General features: G+C 66.2%; 19 protein-coding genes. 6 read left to right on the top strand and 13 right to left on the bottom strand.

The features are described 5' to 3' along the window. The first annotated feature begins 72 nt into the window (after positions 1-72). The 3 genes from cysS to PQU89_RS12405 all read left to right on the top strand — a co-directional run bounded on the left by cysS (position 73) and on the right by PQU89_RS12405 (position 3,523). Complete coding sequence (gene cysS, locus PQU89_RS12415; RefSeq protein ID WP_272766120.1) at positions 73-1,443, top strand: cysteine--tRNA ligase; 1,371 nt, start codon at positions 73-75, stop codon at positions 1,441-1,443. 127 nt (positions 1,444-1,570) lie between these two features. Further along, the gene (rpmE, locus tag PQU89_RS12410; protein WP_047967044.1) at positions 1,571-1,786 is read left to right on the top strand and encodes a 50S ribosomal protein L31; all 216 of its coding nucleotides are present in this window, start codon (positions 1,571-1,573) and stop codon (positions 1,784-1,786) included. A gap of 93 nt (positions 1,787-1,879) precedes the next feature. Continuing rightward, on the top strand, positions 1,880-3,523 hold the full coding sequence (locus tag PQU89_RS12405) for an ArnT family glycosyltransferase (protein ID WP_272766119.1): 1,644 nt from the start codon (positions 1,880-1,882) through the stop codon (positions 3,521-3,523). A gap of 236 nt (positions 3,524-3,759) precedes the next feature. On the opposite strand, the gene PQU89_RS12400 is transcribed toward PQU89_RS12405, so the two are convergent. Next, complete coding sequence (locus PQU89_RS12400) at positions 3,760-5,172, bottom strand: MFS transporter (protein ID WP_272766118.1); 1,413 nt, start codon at positions 5,170-5,172, stop codon at positions 3,760-3,762. Between the two features lie 69 nt (positions 5,173-5,241). Then, on the bottom strand, positions 5,242-5,919 hold the full coding sequence (locus PQU89_RS12395; protein ID WP_272766117.1) for a class I SAM-dependent methyltransferase: 678 nt from the start codon (positions 5,917-5,919) through the stop codon (positions 5,242-5,244). 139 nt (positions 5,920-6,058) lie between these two features. On the opposite strand from PQU89_RS12395, the gene PQU89_RS12390 reads away from it, so the two are divergent. Beyond that, on the top strand, positions 6,059-6,934 hold the full coding sequence (locus PQU89_RS12390) for a LysR family transcriptional regulator (RefSeq protein ID WP_272766116.1): 876 nt from the start codon (positions 6,059-6,061) through the stop codon (positions 6,932-6,934). A gap of 105 nt (positions 6,935-7,039) precedes the next feature. Here PQU89_RS12390 and PQU89_RS12385 read toward each other — a convergent pair whose 3' ends face one another. Together PQU89_RS12385 and PQU89_RS12380 are read right to left on the bottom strand one after the other, a co-directional pair. After that, positions 7,040-9,001, bottom strand: coding sequence for an acetoacetate--CoA ligase (locus tag PQU89_RS12385; protein WP_272766115.1), 1,962 nt, complete (start codon positions 8,999-9,001; stop codon positions 7,040-7,042). Between the two features lie 195 nt (positions 9,002-9,196). Continuing rightward, positions 9,197-9,736 (bottom strand): VOC family protein, encoded by a 540-nt coding sequence (locus PQU89_RS12380; protein ID WP_120811800.1) that lies wholly within the window; start codon positions 9,734-9,736, stop codon positions 9,197-9,199. Between PQU89_RS12380 and PQU89_RS12375 the strand changes: the two genes are divergently transcribed. Next, the gene (locus PQU89_RS12375) at positions 9,716-9,958 is read left to right on the top strand and encodes a hypothetical protein (RefSeq protein ID WP_272766114.1); all 243 of its coding nucleotides are present in this window, start codon (positions 9,716-9,718) and stop codon (positions 9,956-9,958) included. The two genes, PQU89_RS12380 and PQU89_RS12375, sit on opposite strands and share 21 nt — an antisense overlap. A 2-nt stretch (positions 9,959-9,960) precedes the next feature. Beyond that, entirely contained in the window at positions 9,961-10,725 is a 765-nt protein-coding gene (locus tag PQU89_RS12370) for an IclR family transcriptional regulator (RefSeq protein WP_189373891.1), read from the top strand. A 117-nt stretch (positions 10,726-10,842) separates the two neighbouring features. Here PQU89_RS12370 and PQU89_RS12365 read toward each other — a convergent pair whose 3' ends face one another. The 9 genes from PQU89_RS12365 to PQU89_RS12325 form a co-directional block, all read right to left on the bottom strand. Further along, positions 10,843-11,181 carry a DUF2249 domain-containing protein gene (locus tag PQU89_RS12365; protein ID WP_047967039.1) on the bottom strand — a complete coding sequence of 113 codons (339 nt, stop codon included), beginning with the start codon at positions 11,179-11,181 and terminating at the stop codon, positions 10,843-10,845. A gap of 108 nt (positions 11,182-11,289) precedes the next feature. Beyond that, positions 11,290-11,835, bottom strand: a complete 546-nt coding sequence (gene rfbC / locus PQU89_RS12360) for a dTDP-4-dehydrorhamnose 3,5-epimerase (protein ID WP_272766113.1) — start codon at positions 11,833-11,835, stop codon at positions 11,290-11,292. After that, positions 11,836-12,714: a glucose-1-phosphate thymidylyltransferase RfbA gene (rfbA, locus tag PQU89_RS12355; protein ID WP_272766112.1), complete on the bottom strand. Its 879-nt coding sequence runs from the start codon at positions 12,712-12,714 to the stop codon at positions 11,836-11,838. Continuing rightward, positions 12,711-13,622 (bottom strand): dTDP-4-dehydrorhamnose reductase, encoded by a 912-nt coding sequence (gene rfbD / locus PQU89_RS12350; RefSeq protein WP_272766111.1) that lies wholly within the window; start codon positions 13,620-13,622, stop codon positions 12,711-12,713. Before rfbD ends, rfbA begins: the two co-directional genes overlap by 4 nt. Then, the gene (gene rfbB / locus PQU89_RS12345; protein WP_272766110.1) at positions 13,619-14,686 is read right to left on the bottom strand and encodes a dTDP-glucose 4,6-dehydratase; all 1,068 of its coding nucleotides are present in this window, start codon (positions 14,684-14,686) and stop codon (positions 13,619-13,621) included. The genes rfbD and rfbB overlap by 4 nt, the downstream gene beginning before the upstream one ends. Before the next feature lie 192 nt (positions 14,687-14,878). Further along, a complete protein-coding gene (locus tag PQU89_RS12340; protein WP_272766109.1) occupies positions 14,879-15,772 on the bottom strand; it encodes a hydroxymethylglutaryl-CoA lyase in 894 nt (297 codons plus the stop codon). A gap of 111 nt (positions 15,773-15,883) precedes the next feature. After that, positions 15,884-17,851 (bottom strand): acetyl-CoA carboxylase biotin carboxylase subunit, encoded by a 1,968-nt coding sequence (locus PQU89_RS12335; RefSeq protein WP_272766108.1) that lies wholly within the window; start codon positions 17,849-17,851, stop codon positions 15,884-15,886. 135 nt (positions 17,852-17,986) lie between these two features. Then, entirely contained in the window at positions 17,987-18,778 is a 792-nt protein-coding gene (locus tag PQU89_RS12330) for an enoyl-CoA hydratase/isomerase family protein (RefSeq protein WP_272758372.1), read from the bottom strand. Between the two features lie 142 nt (positions 18,779-18,920). Beyond that, positions 18,921-20,519, bottom strand: coding sequence for a carboxyl transferase domain-containing protein (locus PQU89_RS12325; protein WP_272758373.1), 1,599 nt, complete (start codon positions 20,517-20,519; stop codon positions 18,921-18,923). Positions 20,520-20,534 lie beyond the last annotated feature (15 nt).

Here is a 20,534-nt window from a genome sequence, read left to right as displayed (position 1 = left end):
CGCTGCGGGGGGATTGACAGCTTTGCTACAATAGCGGTTCACCAATAACCAACTGCACAGGCTCATCCAGTCATGCTTAATCTTTACAACACACTGACCCGCCAGAAAGAAGCATTCAACCCGATCGAACCCGGCAAGGTAAAGATGTATGTGTGTGGCATGACTGTCTACGACCTGTGTCACATCGGCCACGCGCGCATGCTGACCGCGTTTGACGTGATCTACCGCTGGTTTGCCGCCTCCGGCTATGACGTCACCTATGTGCGCAACATCACCGACATCGACGACAAGATCATCAAGCGCGCCGCCGAGCGCGGCATCAGCGCCGAAGCGCTGGTGGAAGAAACGATCGCCGACATGCACGCCGACACCGGGGCGCTGGGCCTGTTGCGGCCAACCTTCGAGCCGCGCGCCACCCAGCACATCGACGGCATGCAGGGCATCATCAGCAAGCTGATCAGCCGCGGCAAGGCCTACCCTGCAGCCAACGGCGACGTCTACTACGCGGTGCGCGAGTTCGACGGCTACGGCAAGCTGTCCGGCAAGACGCTGGACAATCTGCGCGCCGGCGAGCGCGTCGAGGTCGATCCCAACAAGCGCGACGCGCACGACTTCGTGCTGTGGAAAGCCGCCAAGCCGGGCGAGCCGCAGTGGCCGAGCCCGTGGGGTGCCGGCCGTCCGGGCTGGCATATCGAGTGCTCGGCGATGAGCTGCCATCACCTGGGCGAGCATTTCGACATCCACGGCGGCGGCGAGGACCTGCAGTTCCCGCACCACGAGAACGAAATCGCGCAGAGCGAAGGCGCGCACGGCCAGCAGTACGTGAACTACTGGATGCACAACGGCTTCATCAACGTCGACGGCGAAAAGATGTCCAAGAGTCTGGGCAACTTCTTCACCATCCGCGACGTGCTCGGCCATTTCGACGGCGAAGTGATCCGCTTCTTCATCGTGCGCAGCCACTACCGCAGCCCGGTCAACTTTACCGATGGCATCCTCAACGACGCCAAGCAGGGCCTGACCCGGCTCTACACCGCGCTGCGCGGGCTGGAACTGCCGGCCTCCAGCGGTATCGACTGGAGCAATGCCTACGCGGCGCGTTTCAAGGCGGCGATGGACGACGACTTCGGTACCTCCGAGGCGATTTCCGTGCTGTTCGAGCTGGCCGGCGAAGTCAATAAGAGCCGCGACGTGCAGCTGGCGCGGCTGCTGAAGGACCTGGCCGGTGTGCTGGGCCTGTTGCAGCGTGACCCGGAAGCCTTCCTGCAGGGCGAGGCCGGCGATGGCCTGTCGGCGGCGCAGATCGAGTCGCTGATCCAGGCGCGCAAGGATGCACGCGCCGCCAAGAACTGGGCCGAGTCCGACCGCATCCGCGACCAGCTGACCGCGGCCGGCATCGTGCTGGAAGACAGCGCCGGCACCACCACCTGGCGCCGTGCCTGAGCGCGGGCGGGCAGGGCTGGCCGCTGGCCAGCTTTTGCTTGCCAAACCATTGTCAAGTGCGGATAATGCTGCGTTTTAGATGAAGCGCAGGCAAAACCCCTGCGCCCGATTGAAAAGGAAACCGAACATGCAAGCTGACATCCAGCCGAACTACAAAGAAGTTAACGTGACTTGCTCTTGCGGCAACACCTTTGCCACCAAGTCCACCATGGCCAAAGACGCCTTCCACATCGAAGTGTGCTCCGAATGCCACCCGTTCTACACTGGCAAACAGAAGATCGTTGACACCGCTGGCCGTGTTGACCGCTTCAACCAGAAGTTCGGCAGCTTCTTCAAGCGCTAATCCGCTTGCAGCAGTCCGGAAAAAGGCAGCCACGGCTGCCTTTTTTGTTGTTCCGGTTTATCCTGAAGCCCATTGTCCGAGTACGGCTGTCCCATGCTGACCTATAGCGACTCCTCCCAGTCCCGCCTGCCTGCCGCCACCGAAAAACCGTGGCTCTTGTTGTTGCTGACCTTTGTCTGGCTGTGGCCGGGCATTGTGGGGCACACGCCGTGGAAGCCTGACGAACCCTACGTCACCGCCGTGGTGCAGCACATGCTGGCCGGCGGCCCGTGGTGGCTGCCGGCGATCGACGGCCAGGCGTATCTCGACAGTGCGCCGCTGTATTACTGGGTGGCGACGCTGTTCGCGCGGCTGCTGTCGCCGTGGCTGCTGCCGCTGCATGATGCGGCGCGGCTGGCGACGCCGCTGTTCATGGCGATCGGCCTCGCCTTTGCCGGCGGCGTCGGCCGCGAGCTGATCGGGCGCCGTCATGGCCGCAGCGTGGTGCTGATCCTGATCGGCTGCCTGGGCCTGATCGTCACCGGCCACGAGATGAATCCGGTAGTGGCCGGCTTTGCCGGTTTTGCCGCGGCGCTGTACGCGCTGGCGCTGACACGGCGGGCGCCGGCGCTGGCCGGCGCCATCCTCGGCGCGGCGACGGTGGTGCTGTTTCTGTCCACCAGCCTGTTGCCGGTGCTGCTGGTGTGGAGCGTGGCGCTGATGCTGCCGGCCTTCGTCAGCTGGCGCAACAAGGGCTACGCCATCACGCTGCTGATGGCGCTGCTGTTTGCCTTGCCGCTGGCGGCGCTGTGGCCGCTGGCGCTGTATCGCGGCGCGCCGGCGGTATTCCACGCCTGGTGGCAGTTCCACGCGCTGGGGCCGCTGGACGGCTTCGGCGGTCTCGGCCTGTTCCACGAGTTCGGCTACTACCCGAAACTGGTGCTGTGGTACGCCTGGCCGGCGTGGCCGCTGGCGGCATGGACGCTGTGGAAGAACCGCCGCTACGAGTTGCCATTGTTGCAGTTGCCGCTGCTGTTCTTCGCGGTGATCCTGCTGCTACTGACCTTCTCCAATCGCAGCCATACCGAGGACGCGATGCCGCTGCTGCTGCCGCTGGCGGTGCTGGCGGCGGTGGAGCTGGATAGCCTGCGCCGTGGCGCAGCTGCCTTCCTCAACTGGTTCGGCCTGATGGCGTTCGGCCTGTTCTCGCTGCTGGTGTGGCTGGGCTGGGCGGCGATGAACTTCGGCTGGCCGGCCAAGCTGGCGCAGCGCGCCAGCTATTTCAGCCCCTACTATGAGCCACAGGTATCGTGGCTGGCGCTGCTGCTGGCACTGGTCGCCACCGCGCTGTGGGGTTGGGCGGTGACGCGGCGCCATCTGCGCGGCCGCCAGGCGGTGACCAACTGGGCCGCCGGACTGGCGCTACTGTGGGGGTTGCTGATGACGCTGTGGCTGCCGTTCCTCGATGCCGCCAAGAGTTACCAGCCGGTGGTGCAGAGCATGATGCGGGCGATGCCGGCCGGTGAGTACTGCGTGTCGGTATCGGCCAGCCAGCAGCTGGCGCGCATCAGCTGGGGCTATTACGCCGGCCTGCGCCTGCAGCCGGTGGCCGACGGTGCCGCACCGGCCTGCAAGCTGTTGCTGATGGTGCGCGACCGCCATGCTGACGCGCCGCTGCCGGGCTGGCAGGAGCGCTGGCGCGGCAACCGCGCCCGCGACAAGCGCGAGCAGTTCGTGCTGTGGCAGCGACAGGACTGACGAGTCGCAGCAAGGCTACCGCTGCCGCAATGCCGCTCACTTGGCCAGTGAGCGGCATTTTTTCTGCGGATTTTTCCCGGTGCTGTTCTACGGCAAGGCGCGATCAGGCTTGTTGCGAGAGGTGTGTGGTCGGTGGTTGGCCGCCGCAATCCGGATGATGTGGTCGGCGTAGCCGTTGAGTTGCGGGAGCGCAGGCGCACTGGTCCGAGGTGAACGCGCGTCAGCTTGGCGGGCTGCTACGCGGTTTGCATCTGCGAAACCCGGCTGCGCAGCCCCAGCAACAGGGCCAGCACGATCAGCGCCGCTGCCACGGCAAAGGTAGCGTGCAGGCCGCTACTGGCGGCCTGCGGGCTGCCTGCCGGCAAGGCGGCGCTCTTGCTGGCCATGGCGAACACCGCGCCCATGGCGGCAGTGCCCGTAATCAAGCCCAGATTGCGTGACAGGTTGAGCAGGCCGGACACGAGACCGCGCATCTCGGCAGTCACACCGGCCATTACCTGCGTATTGTTGGCGGCCTGGAACAAGGCATAGCCTGCGGTGGTGGCGCTGAGGGCCGCCACGTAGCCCGTGATACCAGCGGCGACGGGCAGCAGTGCCAGGGCGCAGCTGCCGGTCAGCATCAGCAGCAGACCCAGCAGTGTCATCGGGTGTGCGCCGTAATGGTCGACCAGCTGGCCGGCCGGCACGCCGCTGACGGCGGCCACCAGCGGCCCGACCGACATCACCAGCCCCAGCCGGGTGGTGGACAGTCCCAGCGCCTGCGTCAGATAGAACGGGCCGACCACCAGGGTGGCCATCACCACTGCCGTCACCAGCGTGCTCATCGCCATGCCGGCCACCAGCAGCGGCCTGCCCAGCAGCGACAGCTTGACCAGGGGCGCGCTGGCCCGCTGCTGGCTGACGACGAACAGTGTGGCCGCCAGCAGCGTCAGTCCCAGCAGGGCGTTATTGCGCAGCCCCCAGTCGCCGCGGCCAACCGTCATGGCCAGCGCATACGCGGCCAGGGCGAGGCTCAGCAGCACGGTGCCGGTATAGTCAAAGCGGCTGCGTGCCGTCTGGCGTGGTGGGGTGGCCGGCAGATGGCGTTGCAGCAGGAAGAAAGTGACGATGCCGAGCGGAACGTTGGCCGCAAAGACCGACTGCCAGCCAAGAGTGCCGATCAGCAAGCCCCCCAGCGACGGCCCCATTGCGGTACCGATGGCCGAGGCGGTTCCCAGCAGGCCCATCGCGCTGCCGGTTCTTTCCCCTGGCACGAGATCGGCGACGTAGGCCATGCTTAAGGCCATCATCAGCGCCGCTCCCAGACCCTGCACGGCCCGGGCGGCGATTAGCACCGGCAGTGACGGGTAGGTGCTCAGCAGCGAGGCCGCGCTGAACAGCCCGACCCCGAACAGCAGCAGCGGCCGGCGGCCGAACAGGTCTCCCAGCCGCCCGGCGCTGACGATCAGCGTGGTGATGGCCAGCAGGTAGGACAGCACGACCCACTGTACCTGCTGGAACGAGGCCGAGAACACCTCGCTCAGGGTGGGGAGCGCCACATTGGCGATGCTGGTGCCCAGCGCCGACAGCAGCATGGCCAGGGACAGGCTCAGCAGGGCGTGACGCTCGCCGGCGGTAGCTGCTGGCATGGATTGTTTATCGCGGTTCATGATGATTCCTTTTGTTCGGGTTGCCGTGGCTTGCGGCCAACGTTGGCCGCAAGCCGGCCGTGGGTTGCCTCAGCCGCGTGTGGCACGCACCAGGCAGTCGATGGCGTAGAGGGTGCCGTCAGCGGTGTGCACCGGGCGCCGCAGCCGTTCGGCGCGCTCGATCCGTAACTCGGGGGCCAGCAGCGTGGCGACCTGTTCCGCGGTGTAGAGCACCTCGGCGTGCCGTGGTCCGCCATGGCCGTGCATCAGGTTGTGCGTGTGGTGGGCAATCAGCAGCAGGGTGCCGCCCGGTGCCACGGCTCGTGCCGCGCGCAAGAGGATGGGCGCCAGTTCCTGCCATGGCAGCTGCAGGTAAACCAGGGTGACGAGGTCGAAAGCCCGCTCGGCGGGGGTGTAGTCATTGAGATCCGCCGCCACCAGGCGAATGCGCTCCGCCACCTGGCGCGATTGCGCCAGACGCTGGCCCTTCTCCAGCGCCAGCCGGGCAAAATCGACGGCCTCCACCGACCAGCCCTGGCTGGCCAGCCACACCGCGTTGCGGCACTCGCCGGCCGCCAAATCCAGTGCCCGCCCCGCGGGTAGTGGCCGCACATGCTGTTCCAGGGAGCGGTTGGGATTCACGCTCCAGATGAAGTCATCGTTGGCGTAGCGCCGGTTCCAGTCGTCTACCTGCATGAGCCAGGGTTCACCGGGAATGCTGGCGGCCTGCGGCTCGTGCGGCAGTGCATTGTCGTGTCGGGTTGTCATGTCATTGGCTCCTGAAGTGGGTTTCTAGTAGCTTAGGTCCGGGTATAACATGGCGGAAGACGCATGGTTTGCACCTGATACATGCATGAAACGCAATCATCACGGCAGGTGGCAGGAGGGCAGCATGGGAACACCGGATTTGAATCTTCTGATTACGCTGGATGCGCTGCTCAGCGAGGGCAGTGTCGCCGGTGCGGCGCGGCGTCTCGGCCTGAGTCCGTCGGCGATGAGCCGTGCCCTGCAGCGGCTGCGCGACAGCACCGGCGATCCGCTGCTGGTGCGCTCGGGCCGCGGCCTGGTGCTGACCCCGCGGGCGGTGGTATTGCGCGAACAGGTGAGCGGGCTGGTGCAGCAGGCGCTGCAGGCCTTGAGCCCCGCCGCGACGCTGGACCTTGGCAAGGTGAACCGTCGCTTTACCCTGCTGTGCAGCGACGGCTTTGTCGAAAACTTCGGGCCGCGGCTGTTGCAGCGGGTCGGCAGCGAGGCGCCCGGCCTGCACCTGAGCTTCCTGCCCAAAGTCCGGCGCGACAGCAGCTATCTGCGGGATGGCACGGCCGATCTGGAGACCGGCGTGATCGGCAAGGGCACGGCACAGGCGCTGCACGCCCGTGCGCTGTTTCGCGATCATTTCGTGGGCGCGGTGCGCGAGGGGCACCCGCTGCTGACGGGCGACATCTCGCTGCCGCGCTACGCCGCTTGCGGCCACGTCGCCGATTCGCGGCACGGTCCCGGTCATGATCCGGTCGATGTGGCGCTGGAGGCGCTGGGCACACCCCGCCGCATCGTGACCTCGGTGGCCGGCTTTGCCACGTCGCTGGCGCTGGCGCGCAATACCGACCTGGTGGCCACCGTACCGGAGCGGCATACCCGCTATTTGCGCACCGGCATGGCCACCTTTCCCCTGCCGCTTGCCGTGGCGGAGATCACGCTCTCCATGCTCTGGCACCCCAGGCTCGATGCCGACCCTGCACACAAGTGGCTGCGTTCGGTGGTGCACGCAGTCTGCATGGAGTGAGCCGGACCGGCCCGTCCTGAGGTTTGCCTGACGTGCGCGCCACAATGACAAACGCCAGCCGGTAGGCTGGCGTTTGACGTTTGTGGCCAACGTTGGCCGCAGGCGCTAGCTCTGCAGCTCGGGCAGATCGACAAACAGTTGCAGCGCCTCCGGGTTGGCCAGCGCGGTGAGGTTGGTCACCGGCAGGCCGTGGATCACGTTCTTCACCGCCAGTTCGACGATCTTGCCGCTGATGGTCTTCGGGATGTCGGCGACGGCGATGATCTTGGCCGGCACGTGGCGCGGGCTGGCGCCGTTCTTGATCTTGTCGCGGATGGCAGCCTGCAGCGTCTTGTCCAGCTCGCAGCCGTCACGCAGCTTGACGAACAGCACCACGCGCTCGTCGTCCTGCCAGCGCTGGCCGACGACGATGCTGTCCAGCACCGCGTCGAAGGTTTCCACTTGGCGGTAGATCTCGGCGGTGCCGATGCGCACGCCACCGGGATTCAGCACCGCGTCGGAGCGGCCGTAGATGATCATGCCGTCGTGCTCGGTCAGCTCGGCGTAGTCACCGTGGCACCACACGTTGTCGAAACGCTCGAAGTAGGCCTTGCGGTACTTCTCGCCATCAGCGTCGCCCCAGAAGCCGACCGGCATCGACGGGAACGGTTTGGTGCACACCAGCTCGCCCTTTTCGCCGACCACCGGCTGGCCGGCATCGTTCCAGATCTCCACCGCCATGCCCAGGCCACGGCACTGCAGCTCGCCGCGGTAGACCGGCAGGCTGGCGCAGCCCAGCGCGAAGCAGGACACGATGTCGGTGCCGCCGGAGATGGAGGCGAGGTTGATGTCGTCCTTGATCGCGTCGTACACCCAGTCGAAGCTTTCCGCCACCAGCGGCGAGCCGGTGGAGAACACCGCGCGCAGGCAGCTGAGGTCGTAGTCACGCTTGGGCTGCAGGTCGATCTTGCGCAGACCGTCGATGTACTTGGCCGAGGTGCCGAACTGCGCGCAGCGATAGGCCTCGGCGTATTGCCACAGGATGTGGCCGCCCTTGGCGAATGGCGAGCCGTCGAACAGCATCAGCGTGGCGCCGCTGGCGAGGCCGGACACCAGCCAGTTCCACATCATCCAGCCGCAGGTGGTGAAGTAGAACAGGCGGTCGCCGGCGTGCACGTCGGCGTGCAGCTGGTGCTCCTTCAGGTGCTGCAGCAGGGTGCCGCCGTGGCCGTGCACGATGCATTTCGGCTTGCCGGTGGTGCCGCTGGAATAGAGGATGAACAGCGGGTGGTTGAAGCCGACGCGGCGGAACAGCAGCTCGCTGGCGACAAAGCTGTCGACGAAGCGCTCCAGGGTGACGGCCTTGGGCACTGTTTCCGCGAAGGCGTCGGCGCGCTCCAGGTAGGGCACCACGATCACTTTTTCCACCGACGGCAGGCCGCTGGCGATGATCTGCATCTTCTCGCTGATGTCGACCTGCTTGCCGTTGTACCAGTAGCCATCCGGGCAGAACAGCAGGCGCGGCGCGGTCTGGCCGAAGCGATCCAGCGCGCCGTCGGTGCCGAAGTCCGGCGAGCAGCTGGTCCACACCGCGCCGATGCTGCTGGCGGCCAGCATCGCGGCCACCGTTTCCGGCATGTTGGGCATGTAGCCGGCGACACGGTCGCCTTCGGCAATGCCGTGCGCCAGCATCGCCTGCTGCAGGCGCGACACCAGATCGGACAACTCCCACCAGGTCAGCTCGCGTTTGACCTTGTCCTCGCCCCAGAACACCATCGCCAGCGTGTCATCGCGGCGGCGCAACAGGTTTTCCGCGTAGTTCAGCGCGGCCTGCGGGAAGAAGCGCGCGGCGCGCATGCCGTCCTTGTCTTCCAGCGCCACGCTGCCCTTGTCACCGATCACCCCGGCGTAATCCCACAGCTGGCTCCAGAAGCGCTCCGGGCGCGCGATGCTGGCGTGCCACAGGCTGGAGTAGTCGGGATAGCGCTGGTTGTCCAGCGTTTCCGCCAGCCGGGTAAAGGCGGTCAGGTGGGTCGCGCTCAGGCGGGCCGGCGACGGCTGCCAGATCGGATGGTCTGCTGCGTGCATATCAAGTCTCTCCTCAGGAAGCGTGTGGGGTCGCTCAAGGGTGTCATTCTTTATTATGAAAGCTGTTTGCCGGCCAGTTTACTGCACAGCCATGCCTGCGGTATAGGTCGCCGGCCGCGCGATCGGTGCCGCGTGTGGCCAGCTGGCGGCGTGTTGCGGCCAACCTTGTGCCGGGTTGGCCGCAAGCGTGGCGGCTCAGTCTTCCGAATAACTGCCGTCGTGCATCCAGCGCGCGTGCTGCGGCGCCTTCCGCGTTTCCGCCCATTCGTTGAGCATGTCCCACTTCACCTCGTCCAGCATCTGCATCATCTTCGGCGTGCCGGTATTGCAGGCCAGCTCCAGGCGGTGGCCGTTGGGGTCGAAGAAGTAGATCGACTTGAAGATGGTGTGATCGGTGGGGCCGATCACGTCGATGCCGGCGGCCTGCAGCCGTGCCTTGGTGGCGAGCAGGGTGTCCAGCGAGTCCACTTCCATCGCCAGATGCTGCACCCAGTTGGGCGTGTTCTGGTCGCGGTCCATCGGCGGCCGTGTCGGCAGCTCGAAGAAGGCGAGGATGTTGCCCTGGCCGGCGTCGAGGAACACGTGCATGTACGGATCCGGCGCCTTGGTGGACGGCACTTCGTTCTCGGCGATCGCCAGCACGAACTTCATGTCGAGGTGTTTCACGTACCACTCCACCGTTTCCTTGGCGTCCTTGCAGCGATAGGCGACGTGGTGGATTTTCTTGATCAGCATGATGGTTCTCTCCGTGAACGGTGGCCGGGGTGCGGCGCTGATTTCAGTCTGGCACTGATCGCGGTGGCGGCCAGTGGCGATGCTGGCAAGTTAACCATTAATTCGTTATTGGTCAATTTGTTCGATAATAACAAATATTATCGCGGTGACCGGCGTGGCGAAAATGCTAGAATTGCCGCCGTTTCGACAACACTGACCATGCCAGCGGGCAAGACGGGGTAACGATGGAAAAAGACCGGCGCGGAATCCAATCAATCGAGGTGGGCGGCAGCCTGCTGCAGACGCTGGTGCGCCACGGGGCGCCGATGATGCTGAAGGACCTGGCCGGCGAGGCCGGCATGCCGGCGGCGAAGGCGCACCCCTATCTGGTGAGTTTCGGCAAGCTGGGGCTGATCGAGCAGGACGCGGGCAGCGGCCTGTACAAGCTGGGGCCGTTCGCGCTGCAGATGGGGCTGGTGGCGCTGCACGAGCTGGACGCGGTCAAGATCGCCACCGAGCGGGCGGCGGCGCTGTCACTGGATATCCAGCAGAACGTGGCGCTGGCGGTGTGGGGCAACCACGGGCCGACCGTGGTGCGGATCCAGGAGTGCAATCGGGTGGTGCACATCAATATGCGTACCGGCACGGTGATGTCGCTGCTGGATTCGGCCACCGGCAAGGTGTTTGCCGCCTATCTGCCGCCGAGGCTGACCGAGGAGATGATCGCCAGCGAGATGGCGGCGCGGCAGGCCGGCATCGAGGAGCAGGCCGCGTTCCAGTCGGCGCTGCAGCGGGTGCGCGAGCGGGGCATGGCGCGGGCGGTGGGCTATCCCTTGCCCGGCATCAACGCCTTCAGCGTGCCGGTGTTCGATCACGCCGGCCAGCTGGCGCTGGTGATGACCACGCTGGGGCCGGCGGCGACGTTTTCCTCAGACTGGAACGGGACGATCGCGCAGCGGCTGCGCAGCACGGCGGCCGACATCTCCGCGCAGATCGGTTACCGCGGCTGAGTCGCGGGGGAGCGGGATGCCCGGCCGTATTTGCTGCCGTAGCGAGGCCGGTACCGCGGGGGCGTAGCTCACAAAAAGCAAAACGGGCTGGCAGATGCCAGCCCGTTGCCGTCTTGCTTAGCCGCCGGAGCAGCCGCAACCGCCGCCGCCGCCACAACCGCCTTGCTGGGCTGCCGGCGCCTGGGCCGGTGCCGGCTCGCTGTCGGCGACATGGATGGTGAAGTCGATGACAACCTGTTGCGGCGAGCGCTCCACGTAGTTGATCAGCACCTGACCACCATAGCGCTGCTCGATCTGGCCGAGCAGCGGCAGCGGGTCGTGGTCGTTGACGAAGCGCATGCGCTCGCCATGGTTCAGCGATTCCAGCGCGCCAAAAATGGCGGCATGACGGAAACGCTTGGCCACGCCGCGCGCATCAAAAGGGAAAACCGACAAATCAGAGGTGTGGGTGTGCATGGATGGACTCCTGTCTGTAACAGTGCCCAGCTTACGCACCCGCCGCACCGCTTTCCTTGAGGCAAGATAAGCGCCGGCGCGCTGGCGCCAGGGGGCAGTATTTGGCGTTCAGTATTCGGCGTCCGCCAGTAAGGGCGCGGCGAGATCCTTGGCCGACAACTGCAGCTGGTCGTGCAGCGGCCACGCTATCGCCAGTTGCGGGTCGTCCCAGCGCAGCGCACGCTCGTGCTGCTGGCTCCAGTAGGCGGTGGTTTTGTACAGGAATTCGGCGTGTTCGCTCAGCGTGACAAAGCCGTGGGCGTAGCCTTCCGGTATCCACAGCTGGCGATGGTTGGCAGCCGATAGCAGGGTGCCGAAATGCCGGCCGAAGGTGGCAGAGCCGCGACGCAGGTCGACGGCGACATCGAACACTTCGCCGGCCACGCAGCGCACCAGCTTGCCCTGCGCCTGTGGCGGTAGCTGGTAGTGCAGGCCGCGCAGCACGCCGCGGCTGGAGCGGGAGTGGTTGTCCTGCACGAAGGTGACATGGCGGCCGATGGCGGCATCGAACTGCTGCTGGTGGAAACTCTCGTAGAAAAAACCACGCTCGTCGCCGTGGATGCGGGGTTCGATCAGCCATAGGCCGGGCAGGTTGGTTTCGCGGAACAGGCTCATTCAGCGCCCTTCTTGCAGTAATTGCAGCAGGTAGCGGCCGTAGCCGGTCTTGGCCAGCGGTGCGGCCAAGCTTTGCAGCTGGCTGTCGTCGATATAGCCCATGCGCCACGCCACTTCTTCCGGACAGGCCACCTTCAGGCCCTGGCGTTTTTCGAGGGTGGCGATGAATTGGCTGGCCTCCAGCAGCGAGTCGTGGGTGCCAGTATCCAGCCAGGCGTAGCCGCGGCCCATGGTCTCGACCGTGAGCGTGCCGCGTGCGAGGTAGGCGGCATTGACGTCGGTGATCTCCAGCTCGCCGCGTCGCGACGGCTTGATCGACTTGGCGATGTCGACCACTTGCGCGTCGTAGAAGTACAGGCCGGTGACGGCGTAATGGGACTTGGGCCGCGCCGGTTTCTCTTCGATGCTGATGGCCTGGCCGGCGCCATCAAACTCGACCACGCCGTAGCGCTCCGGATCGTTGACGCGATAGGCGAACACGGTGGCGCCCTGTGCTTGCGCCGCGGTGCGCTGCAGTTGGCTGGCCAGCTCGGCGCCGTAGAAAATATTGTCGCCCAGCACCAGTGCCGACGGCGCACCGGCGAGGAACGATTCGCCGAGAATGAAGGCCTGCGCCAGGCCGTCCGGGCTGGGTTGTACCGTGTACTGCAGCCGGATGCCCCACTGGCTGCCGTCGCCCAGCAACTGCTGGAAGCGCGGCGTGTCCTGCGGCGTGGAGATGATCAGGATGTCGCGGATGCCGGCCAGCAACAGCGTGGTCAGCGGATAGTAGATCAGCGGCTTGTCGTAGACCGGCAGTAACTGCTTGCTGACCGCCAGGGTGGCCGGATACAGGCGGCTATTGGCGCCACCGGCGAGGATGATGCCTTTGCGGTTCATGGTTTTCTTGCGTTATCGAGGGTCTGGAACAACTGGGCCACGCCTTCCTGCCACGACGGCAGCTGCAGGCCGAAGGTCAGGCGCAGCTTGCTGCAGTCGAGCACGGAATTGGCCGGCCGCGTGGCCCGTTGCGGGTACTCGTCGCTGCTGACCGGGTGCAGGCCATCCGGCGGCAGCATCAGCGCCCAGCCGGCGTCGCGGGCCAGCGCGATGACGTGGGCGGCGTAGTCGTGCCAGCTGGTACGGCCGCTGGCGGCAAGGTGGTAGGTGCCGTAGCTGGTGCTGTCAGGGTAGTTGGCGTAGTGCGGCAGCAACAGCGCGCACACGTCCGCCAGCAGGCTGGCCGGGGTCGGCGCGCCAAACTGGTCGTCGACCACGTCCAGGCGGTCGCGGGTTGCGGCCAACCTGAGCATGGTTTTCAGGAAGTTCTGGCCGTAGACACCGGCCACCCACGAGCTGCGCAGGATGTAGTGGTGGCAGCCGCTGTCGCGGATCGCCTGTTCGCCCAGCCATTTGCTGCGGCCGTACACCGATTGCGGATTGGGGGTGTCGTCTTCCAGCCAGGCGCCGAACTTGCTGCCGTCAAAAACGTAGTCGCTGGAGTAGTGCACCAGTAGCGCGTTGTTGGCCGCGGCCCACTGCGCCAGCAGCGCCGGTGCGGTGGCGTTGACGGCATGGGCCAGCGCGATTTCATCCTCGGCCTGATCGACCGCGGTATAGGCCGCGGCATTGACAATGATGTCTGGCTGCAAGGCGTCCAGCGTCGCGGTTAGGGTGTGCGGTGCCGCCAGATCGAATTGCCGGCGGCCGGGGCAGCTCAGCACCCCGTGCAGCGCCAGCGCGCGCCTAAGCTCGAAACCGACCTGGCCGCTGCCGCCGGTGAGGAGGATGGTGGCCGGCCGGCTCATGGCTGCTTACCGTATTGTCGGTCCAGCCAGTCGCGGTAACGGCCGCTGCTGACGCCCGCGACCCAGTCCGGGTTGTCCAGATACCACTGCACGGTCTTGCGGATGCCGGAGTCGAAGGTTTCGGCCGGTTTCCAGCCGAGCTCGCGTTCCAGCTTGCGCGCGTCGATGGCGTAGCGGCGGTCGTGGCCGGGGCGGTCGGTAACAAAGGTGATCTGTTCGGCGTAGCCCTTGCCGTCGGCGCGCGGGCGCAATTCGTCCAGCAGGCGGCAGATGGTGCGCACCACGTCGAGGTTGGTCTTCTCGTTCCAGCCGCCGACGTTGTAGGTCTCGCCCGGCGTGCCGGCGTCCAGCACGCGGCGGATAGCGGCGCAGTGGTCCGTCACGTACAGCCAGTCGCGGATCTGCTGGCCGTCGCCGTAAACCGGCAGCGGCTTGCCGGCCAGCGCGTTGAGGATGACCAGCGGGATCAGCTTCTCCGGGAAGTGGTAGGGGCCGTAGTTGTTGCTGCAATGGGTAGTCAGCACCGGCAGGCCGTAGCTGTGGTGCCAGGCACGCACCAGGTGGTCGGCAGCGGCCTTGCTGGCGGAGTAGGGGCTGTTCGGCTGGTAGCGGTGCTCTTCGGTAAACGGGGCGTCGTCTGCGGCCAACGTTCCATAGACCTCGTCGGTGGACACGTGCAGCAAGCGGAAGGCGGCCTTGTCGGCGGCGGGCAGTTCGCTCCAGTAGGCACGCACCGTTTCCAGCAGGCTGAAGGTGCCGACGATATTGGTGTCGATGAAGTCGCCGGGGCCGTGCAGCGAGCGGTCGACGTGGCTTTCGGCGGCAAAGTGGATCACCGCGCGCGGCTGGTGTTCGGCCAGCAGGCGGCCCAGCAGTGCGTGGTCGCCGATGTCGCCGTGCACGAAGCGGTGCCGCGTATCGCCTTGCAGGCCGGCCAGCGTCTGCAGGTTACCGGCGTAGCTCAGTTTGTCCAGGTTGACGACCGGCTCGTCGTTGCCGGCCAGCCAGTCCAGCACGAAATTGCCGCCGATGAAGCCGGCACCACCGGTTACCAGTATGGTCATGTTGCTCTTTGCTTGCGGAGGTCGATCGGGAGGATCGCAGTGCGGCGGCGCACGGCCACGGCACTGCTTGCTGCGGGATTGTACTGGTCTTGGCGGCGTAACACGAGCCGCCGGCATCACGCCGGCAGCGGCAACGCACAACGGCCAGCCGGCGACCGTTGGCCGCCGGCTGGCCGCATGAACGACAAGGACTCAGCTGCGCAGGCCGCGGGCCTTGGCATACTTGGAGCCCGGTTCGCGCACCAGTGCCTCGGCAATGAACCAGGCGGTATCGGCCAGTTTGTCCAGATCCACCCCGGTGTGATAACCCAGCCCGTGTAGCAGATAGACCACGTCTTCGGTGGCCACATTGCCGGAGGCGCCTTTGGCATACGGGCAGCCGCCCAGCCCGGCCACCGAGCTGTCAAAGGTGCGCACGCCGGCCTGCAGCGCGGTGTGGATATTGGCGATGGCCATGCCGTAGGTGTCGTGGAAATGGCCGGCCAGCCTGGCTACCGGCACCACCTCGGTCACCGCGTCCAGCATTGCGGTCACCTTGTTGGGGGTGCCCACGCCGATGGTGTCACCCAGCGAGATTTCGTAGCAGCCCATGTTGTATAGCGCCCGCGCCACCTCGGCCACCTTGTACGGGGCGATGTCGCCTTCGTACGGGCAGCCCAGCACGCAGGACACATAGCCGCGCACCTTGATGTTTGCCGCCTGCGCCCGCTTCATCACCGATTCGAAGCGCAGCAGGCTCTCGGCGATGCTGGCGTTGATATTCTTGTGGCTGAACGCCTCGCTGGCGGCACCGAACACCGCGATCTCGCGCACGCCGGCTTCCAGCGCCGCATCCAGCCCCTTGTCGTTGGGCACCAGCACCGGGTAGTCGATGTGGCTGTTCATGTCCAGCGCCTGCAGCACCTGCAGGCTGTCGGCCATCTGCGGCACCCACTTGGGCGACACGAAGGCGCCGGCCTCAATGGTGCGCAAGCCAGCTGCGGCCAACCTTTCAATCAGCTCCAGCTTGGTGGCCAGCGCGACCGTGTGCTTTTCATTCTGCAGCCCGTCGCGCGGGCCGACTTCGACGATTTTTACGTGTGTCATGGTCATTTCCTGTTTGCCGCCGCCGTCACGGAACGGCATCGCACCGGGAGCCGGCTGCCGGGTGACAGTGCGCCCCCGGCTGTGCCGTGGCTTGCGGTGGCCAAAACTGCATCAGTCCGCCTCGAAATCCACCAGCTCGTCGCCGTCGCTCACCTGCTCGCCGGCGGCAAAGCAGAACGCCAGCACCTTGCCGTCGGCCGGCGCGGTAATGGTGTGTTCCATCTTCATCGCTTCCAGGATCAGCAGCGGTTCGCCCTTGACCACGCGGGCGCCGGCTTCGGCCAGCAGTGCCACCACGCGGCCCGGCATCGGCGCCTTCATGTGGGTTTCGCCGTGCACGCCTGCTTCTTCATAGGCGTAAGGATCGAGGTAGTCGACCGCCACGCGTTCGCCGTCGGCAAACAGCACGCGCTGCGCACCGTGGCGTACCAGCGTGGCGCTGATCTGCTTGCCGCCCAGATTGGCCACCAGCTGCTTGCCCTGCAGCGTGGCGCGCAGCGGGATGTCGCTGCCGTTGACGCTGACCAGCTGCTGCTCCTGTTGCTGGCGCAGCAGCACCTCGATGCGGCTGTCGCCGTGGGCAAAGCCGAGGCGGCGCTCCAGCGTGCCGTTCAGGCGCCAGCCCTGCAGCGCGCCGAAGGCGTGGCTGTCGTTACTGGCTGCGGCCAACGTTTCGCCCACCGCCAGCAGCGCCAGCTGCTCGCTGGACGGTGCGGCGGGGGCGGGCAGCAGGCTGTCGTGGTAACGGGCGATCAGGCCGGTGTCCACGTCGCCGCTGGCAAATGCCGGGTTGGCGGCAATGCGGCGCAGGAAGCGGATATTGGTGGTGACGCCCACCACCTGGTAGGCGGCCAGCGCGGCGTCCAGCTGCTGCAGCGCCGCTTCGCGCGTTTCGCCCCACACGATCAGCTTGGCGATCATCGGGTCGTAGAACGGCGAAATGGTATCGCCCTGCAGCACGCCGGTATCGACGCGCACATGGGCGTTCTCCACCGGCGGTTGCAGGTGCACCAGCGTGCCGGTGGCCGGCAGGAAGCCCTTGTCCGGGTCCTCGGCGTAGATACGCGCCTCGATGCTGTGGCCGTGGATCGCCAGCTGCTGCTGTTGTAGCGGCAAAGCTTGGCCGCAGGCCACTTTCAGCTGCCACGCCACCAGGTCCTGGCCGGTGATCATCTCGGTAACCGGATGCTCCACCTGCAGGCGGGTATTCATTTCCATGAAGTAGAACTGCCCCGACTCCACGTCCATGATGAATTCCACGGTGCCGGCGCCGACATAGCCGACGGCGCGGGCGGCAGCCACCGCCGCTTCGCCCATTGCCTGGCGGGTTGCTGCCGGCAGGTGCGGCGCCGGCGCTTCTTCCAGCACTTTCTGATGGCGGCGCTGCACCGAGCAGTCGCGCTCGAACAGGTAGACGCAGCCGCCCAGGCTGTCGGCGAACACCTGGATTTCCACGTGGCGCGGGCGGGTCAGGTATTTCTCGACCAGCACCTTGTCGTCGCCGAAGCTGGCGCGCGCCTCGCGCTGGCAGCTGGCCAACGCGGCGATGAAGTCGTCACTGCGCTCCACGATGCGCATGCCCTTGCCGCCACCGCCGGCGCTGGCCTTGATCAGCACCGGGTAGCCCATGTTGTCGGCTTCGGCCTTCAGGAACAGTTCATCCTGATTGTCGCCGTGATAGCCCGGCACCAGCGGCACGTTGGCTTTTTCCATCAGCGCCTTGGCGGCGGACTTGCTGCCCATGGCGGCGATGGCGGAAGCCGGTGGGCCGATGAAGGCGATGCCGGCGGCCTCGCAGGCAGCGGCGAAGTCTTCGTTCTCCGACAGGAAACCGTAGCCCGGATGCACTGCCTGTGCGCCGCTTTGCCTGGCGATGTCGAGGATCAGATCGGCCTTGAGGTAGGACTCGGCGGCCGGCGCCGGCCCCAGCCGGTAGGCCTCGTCCGCCAGCTTCACGAAGCGGGCGCTGGCGTCGGCGTCGGAATACACCGCCACGGTGCGGATGCCCATGGAGCGGGCGGTCTTGATCACGCGGCAGGCGATCTCTCCGCGGTTGGCAATCAGGATCTTGGTGAACATATGGGAGCTTTCCCTTTTCTTGTCTGTTCGCTTGACGGGAGGACCATCCGGTGGAGTCCGCCAGTTCGGGTTGACTGGTGCTTTACCTTGGGCTCTTGCGGGCAACGTCAAGGGTTGGCCGCAAGAGCGGGTGGCTCAGTTATTGACCCACTGTGGGGGACGCTTGTCGAAGAAGGCGGCCAGGCCTTCGCGCGCCTCGTCGGTGACGCGGGTGGCGGCGATGGTGTGCGCGGTGTCGTCCAGCAGCGTGTCGTCCAGCGGCGAGCCCTGGCGCAGGTCGGCCAGCAGTTCCTTGGCGGCGCTCAGCGCGTGCGGGCCGCCACGGGCCAGCTCGGAAGCCAGCTCGGCGATGCGCGTATCCAGCGCCTCGGCCGGCACCACCTCGTGTACCAGGCCGATGCGCTCGGCGGTGGCGGCGTCGATGCGTTCGGCGCTCAGGAAGTAGCGTCGCGCCTGGCGCGGGCCGATGGCATCGGCGACATAGGGGCCGATGGTGGCCGGGATCAGGCCGAGGCGCACCTCGGTCAGCGCGAATTTGGCGGCGTCGGTGGCGATGGCGATGTCGCACACTGCAGTCAGGCCGGTACCGCCGGCCATCGCCGCGCCGTGGATGCGTGCGATCACCGGCTTCTTGCTGCGGTAGATGCCTTTCAGCATCGCCGCCAGCTTGCGCGCGTCGTCGAGGTTCTGTGCCTCGCCGTAACCGGCGGCGCGGCGCATCCAGTCCAGATCGGCGCCGGCGGAGAAGCTCTTGCCGCGGCCGGCCAGCACGATCACGCGCACGCCGGCCTCCTCGTTCAGGATGCGGAAGGCGGCGGTGAGATCGGCGATCAGGTGCTCGTTCATCGCATTGTGCAGCTCCGGGCGGTTCATCCACACGGTGGCGACCTGGCCGGCGCGTTCGATTTCCAAGGTGCTGTAAGTCATTGGAAAACCCTTTCTTTTTATTTGCCACAGAAGCCACGGAAGAACACCGAAGTCACGCCAGCCTGGCTGTTTCTACGCTGTGGCGGCCATCAATGCGGACGCCGTTGTCCGTGTTTTCTGTGGATTCCGTGGCTAAAGAAAATTACATGCGGAACACGCCGAAGCGTGTCTTCTCCACCGGCGCCGACAGGGTCGCTTCCAGCGCCAGGCTCAGCACCTCGCGCGTCTGCGCCGGGTCGATCACGCCATCGTCCCACAGCCGCGCGCTGGCGTAGTAGGGATGACCCTGCTGCTCGTACTGCTCGCGCACCGGCGCCTTCAGCGCTTCTTCCTGCTCTGGCGTGAAGGCGTCGCCCAGCTGTTCCTTCTTCACCTGCGCCAGCACGCCGGCGGCCTGTTCGCCCCCCATTACCGAGATGCGGCTGTTCGGCCACATCCACAGGAAGCGCGGCGAGTAGGCGCGGCCGCACATGCCGTAGTTGCCGGCGCCGAAGCTGCCGCCGATCAGTACCGTGAACTTGGGCACGCTGGCGCAGGCCACGGCGGTCACCAGCTTGGCGCCGTCCTTGGCGATGCCGCCGTTCTCGTACTTCTTGCCGACCATGAAGCCGGTGATGTTCTGCAGGAAGATCAGCGGAATGCCGCGCTGGCAGCACAGCTCGACGAAGTGCGCGCCCTTGAGCGCGGATTCGGAGAACAGGATGCCGTTGTTGGCGATGATGCCGACGCGGTAACCGTTAAGACGGGCAAAGCCCGTTACTAAAGTCGTCCCGTAGTTCTGCTTGAATTCGTCGAAATCGGAGTTGTCGACCAGGCGCGCGATGATCTCGCGCACGTCGAACGGCTTTTTCGCGTCGGCCGGGATCACGCCGTAGATTTCCTCTGCGCCGTAGCGCGGCGGGCGCGGGTCGATGCGGTCGAGCGTGCCCTGCTTCTGCCAGTTGAGGTCGGACACGATGCGGCGGGCGATAGCCAGCGCGTGGGCGTCGTTCTGGGCCAGGTGGTCGGCAACGCCACTGATGCGGGTATGCACGTCGCCACCGCCCAGCTCTTCCGCGGTCACCACCTCGCCGGTCGCCGCCTTCACCAGCGGCGGGCCGCCGAGGAAGATGGTGCCCTGATCCTTGACGATCACCGTCTCGTCGCTCATCGCCGGCACGTAGGCGCCGCCGGCGGTGCAGCTGCCCATCACCACCGCGATCTGCGGGATGCCGTCGGCGGACAGCTTGGCCTGGTTGTAGAAGATGCGGCCGAAGTGGTCTCGGTCGGGGAATACCTCGTCCTGCAGCGGCAGGAAGGCGCCGCCGGAATCGACCAGATAGACGCAGGGCAGGCGGTTTTCGCGGGCGATTTCCTGCGCGCGCAGGTGTTTCTTCACCGTCATCGGGTAGTAGGTGCCGCCCTTGACGGTGGCGTCGTTGGCGATGACCAGGCACTCGATGCCGGAAATGCGGCCAACCCCGGTGATGACGCTGGCGCCGGGGGCGTCGTCGCCATACATGCCGTAGGCGGCCAGCTGCGACAGCTCCAGGAACGGCGAGCCGGGGTCGAGCAGCAGGTTGATGCGCTCGCGCGGCAACAGCTTGCCGCGGGCGACGTGTTTCTCGCGCGCCTTGTCGCCGCCGCCCAGCGCGGCCTTGGCGACTTTTTCTTTCAGGTCGGCCACCAGCGCGCGCATCTTGTCGGCATTGGCCTGGAAGTCGGCGGCGCGGGGGGAGAGCTTGGATTCGATGATGGGCATGGTTGCGCCTCTATC

This window comes from Vogesella indigofera (assembly GCF_028548395.1).
Taxonomy (GTDB): Bacteria; Pseudomonadota; Gammaproteobacteria; order Burkholderiales; family Chromobacteriaceae; genus Vogesella; species Vogesella indigofera_A.
Note: the sequence above shows the minus strand (reverse complement) of the source record. Positions and strands in the feature narration are given on the sequence as shown.

Coding starts and splice junctions, on each gene's coding strand:
- cysS (WP_272766120.1), top strand. CDS start 73: ATGCTTAATCTTTACAACACACTGACCCGCCAGAAAGAAGCATTCAAC.
- rpmE (WP_047967044.1), top strand. CDS start 1,571: ATGCAAGCTGACATCCAGCCGAACTACAAAGAAGTTAACGTGACTTGC.
- PQU89_RS12405 (WP_272766119.1), top strand. CDS start 1,880: ATGCTGACCTATAGCGACTCCTCCCAGTCCCGCCTGCCTGCCGCCACC.
- PQU89_RS12400 (WP_272766118.1), bottom strand. CDS start 5,172: ATGAACCGCGATAAACAATCCATGCCAGCAGCTACCGCCGGCGAGCGT.
- PQU89_RS12395 (WP_272766117.1), bottom strand. CDS start 5,919: ATGACAACCCGACACGACAATGCACTGCCGCACGAGCCGCAGGCCGCC.
- PQU89_RS12385 (WP_272766115.1), bottom strand. CDS start 9,001: ATGCACGCAGCAGACCATCCGATCTGGCAGCCGTCGCCGGCCCGCCTG.
- PQU89_RS12380 (WP_120811800.1), bottom strand. CDS start 9,736: ATGCTGATCAAGAAAATCCACCACGTCGCCTATCGCTGCAAGGACGCC.
- PQU89_RS12370 (WP_189373891.1), top strand. CDS start 9,961: ATGGAAAAAGACCGGCGCGGAATCCAATCAATCGAGGTGGGCGGCAGC.
- PQU89_RS12365 (WP_047967039.1), bottom strand. CDS start 11,181: ATGCACACCCACACCTCTGATTTGTCGGTTTTCCCTTTTGATGCGCGC.
- rfbC (WP_272766113.1), bottom strand. CDS start 11,835: ATGAGCCTGTTCCGCGAAACCAACCTGCCCGGCCTATGGCTGATCGAA.
- rfbA (WP_272766112.1), bottom strand. CDS start 12,714: ATGAACCGCAAAGGCATCATCCTCGCCGGTGGCGCCAATAGCCGCCTG.
- rfbD (WP_272766111.1), bottom strand. CDS start 13,622: ATGAGCCGGCCGGCCACCATCCTCCTCACCGGCGGCAGCGGCCAGGTC.
- rfbB (WP_272766110.1), bottom strand. CDS start 14,686: ATGACCATACTGGTAACCGGTGGTGCCGGCTTCATCGGCGGCAATTTC.
- PQU89_RS12340 (WP_272766109.1), bottom strand. CDS start 15,772: ATGACACACGTAAAAATCGTCGAAGTCGGCCCGCGCGACGGGCTGCAG.
- PQU89_RS12335 (WP_272766108.1), bottom strand. CDS start 17,851: ATGTTCACCAAGATCCTGATTGCCAACCGCGGAGAGATCGCCTGCCGC.
- PQU89_RS12330 (WP_272758372.1), bottom strand. CDS start 18,778: ATGACTTACAGCACCTTGGAAATCGAACGCGCCGGCCAGGTCGCCACC.
- PQU89_RS12325 (WP_272758373.1), bottom strand. CDS start 20,519: ATGCCCATCATCGAATCCAAGCTCTCCCCCCGCGCCGCCGACTTCCAG.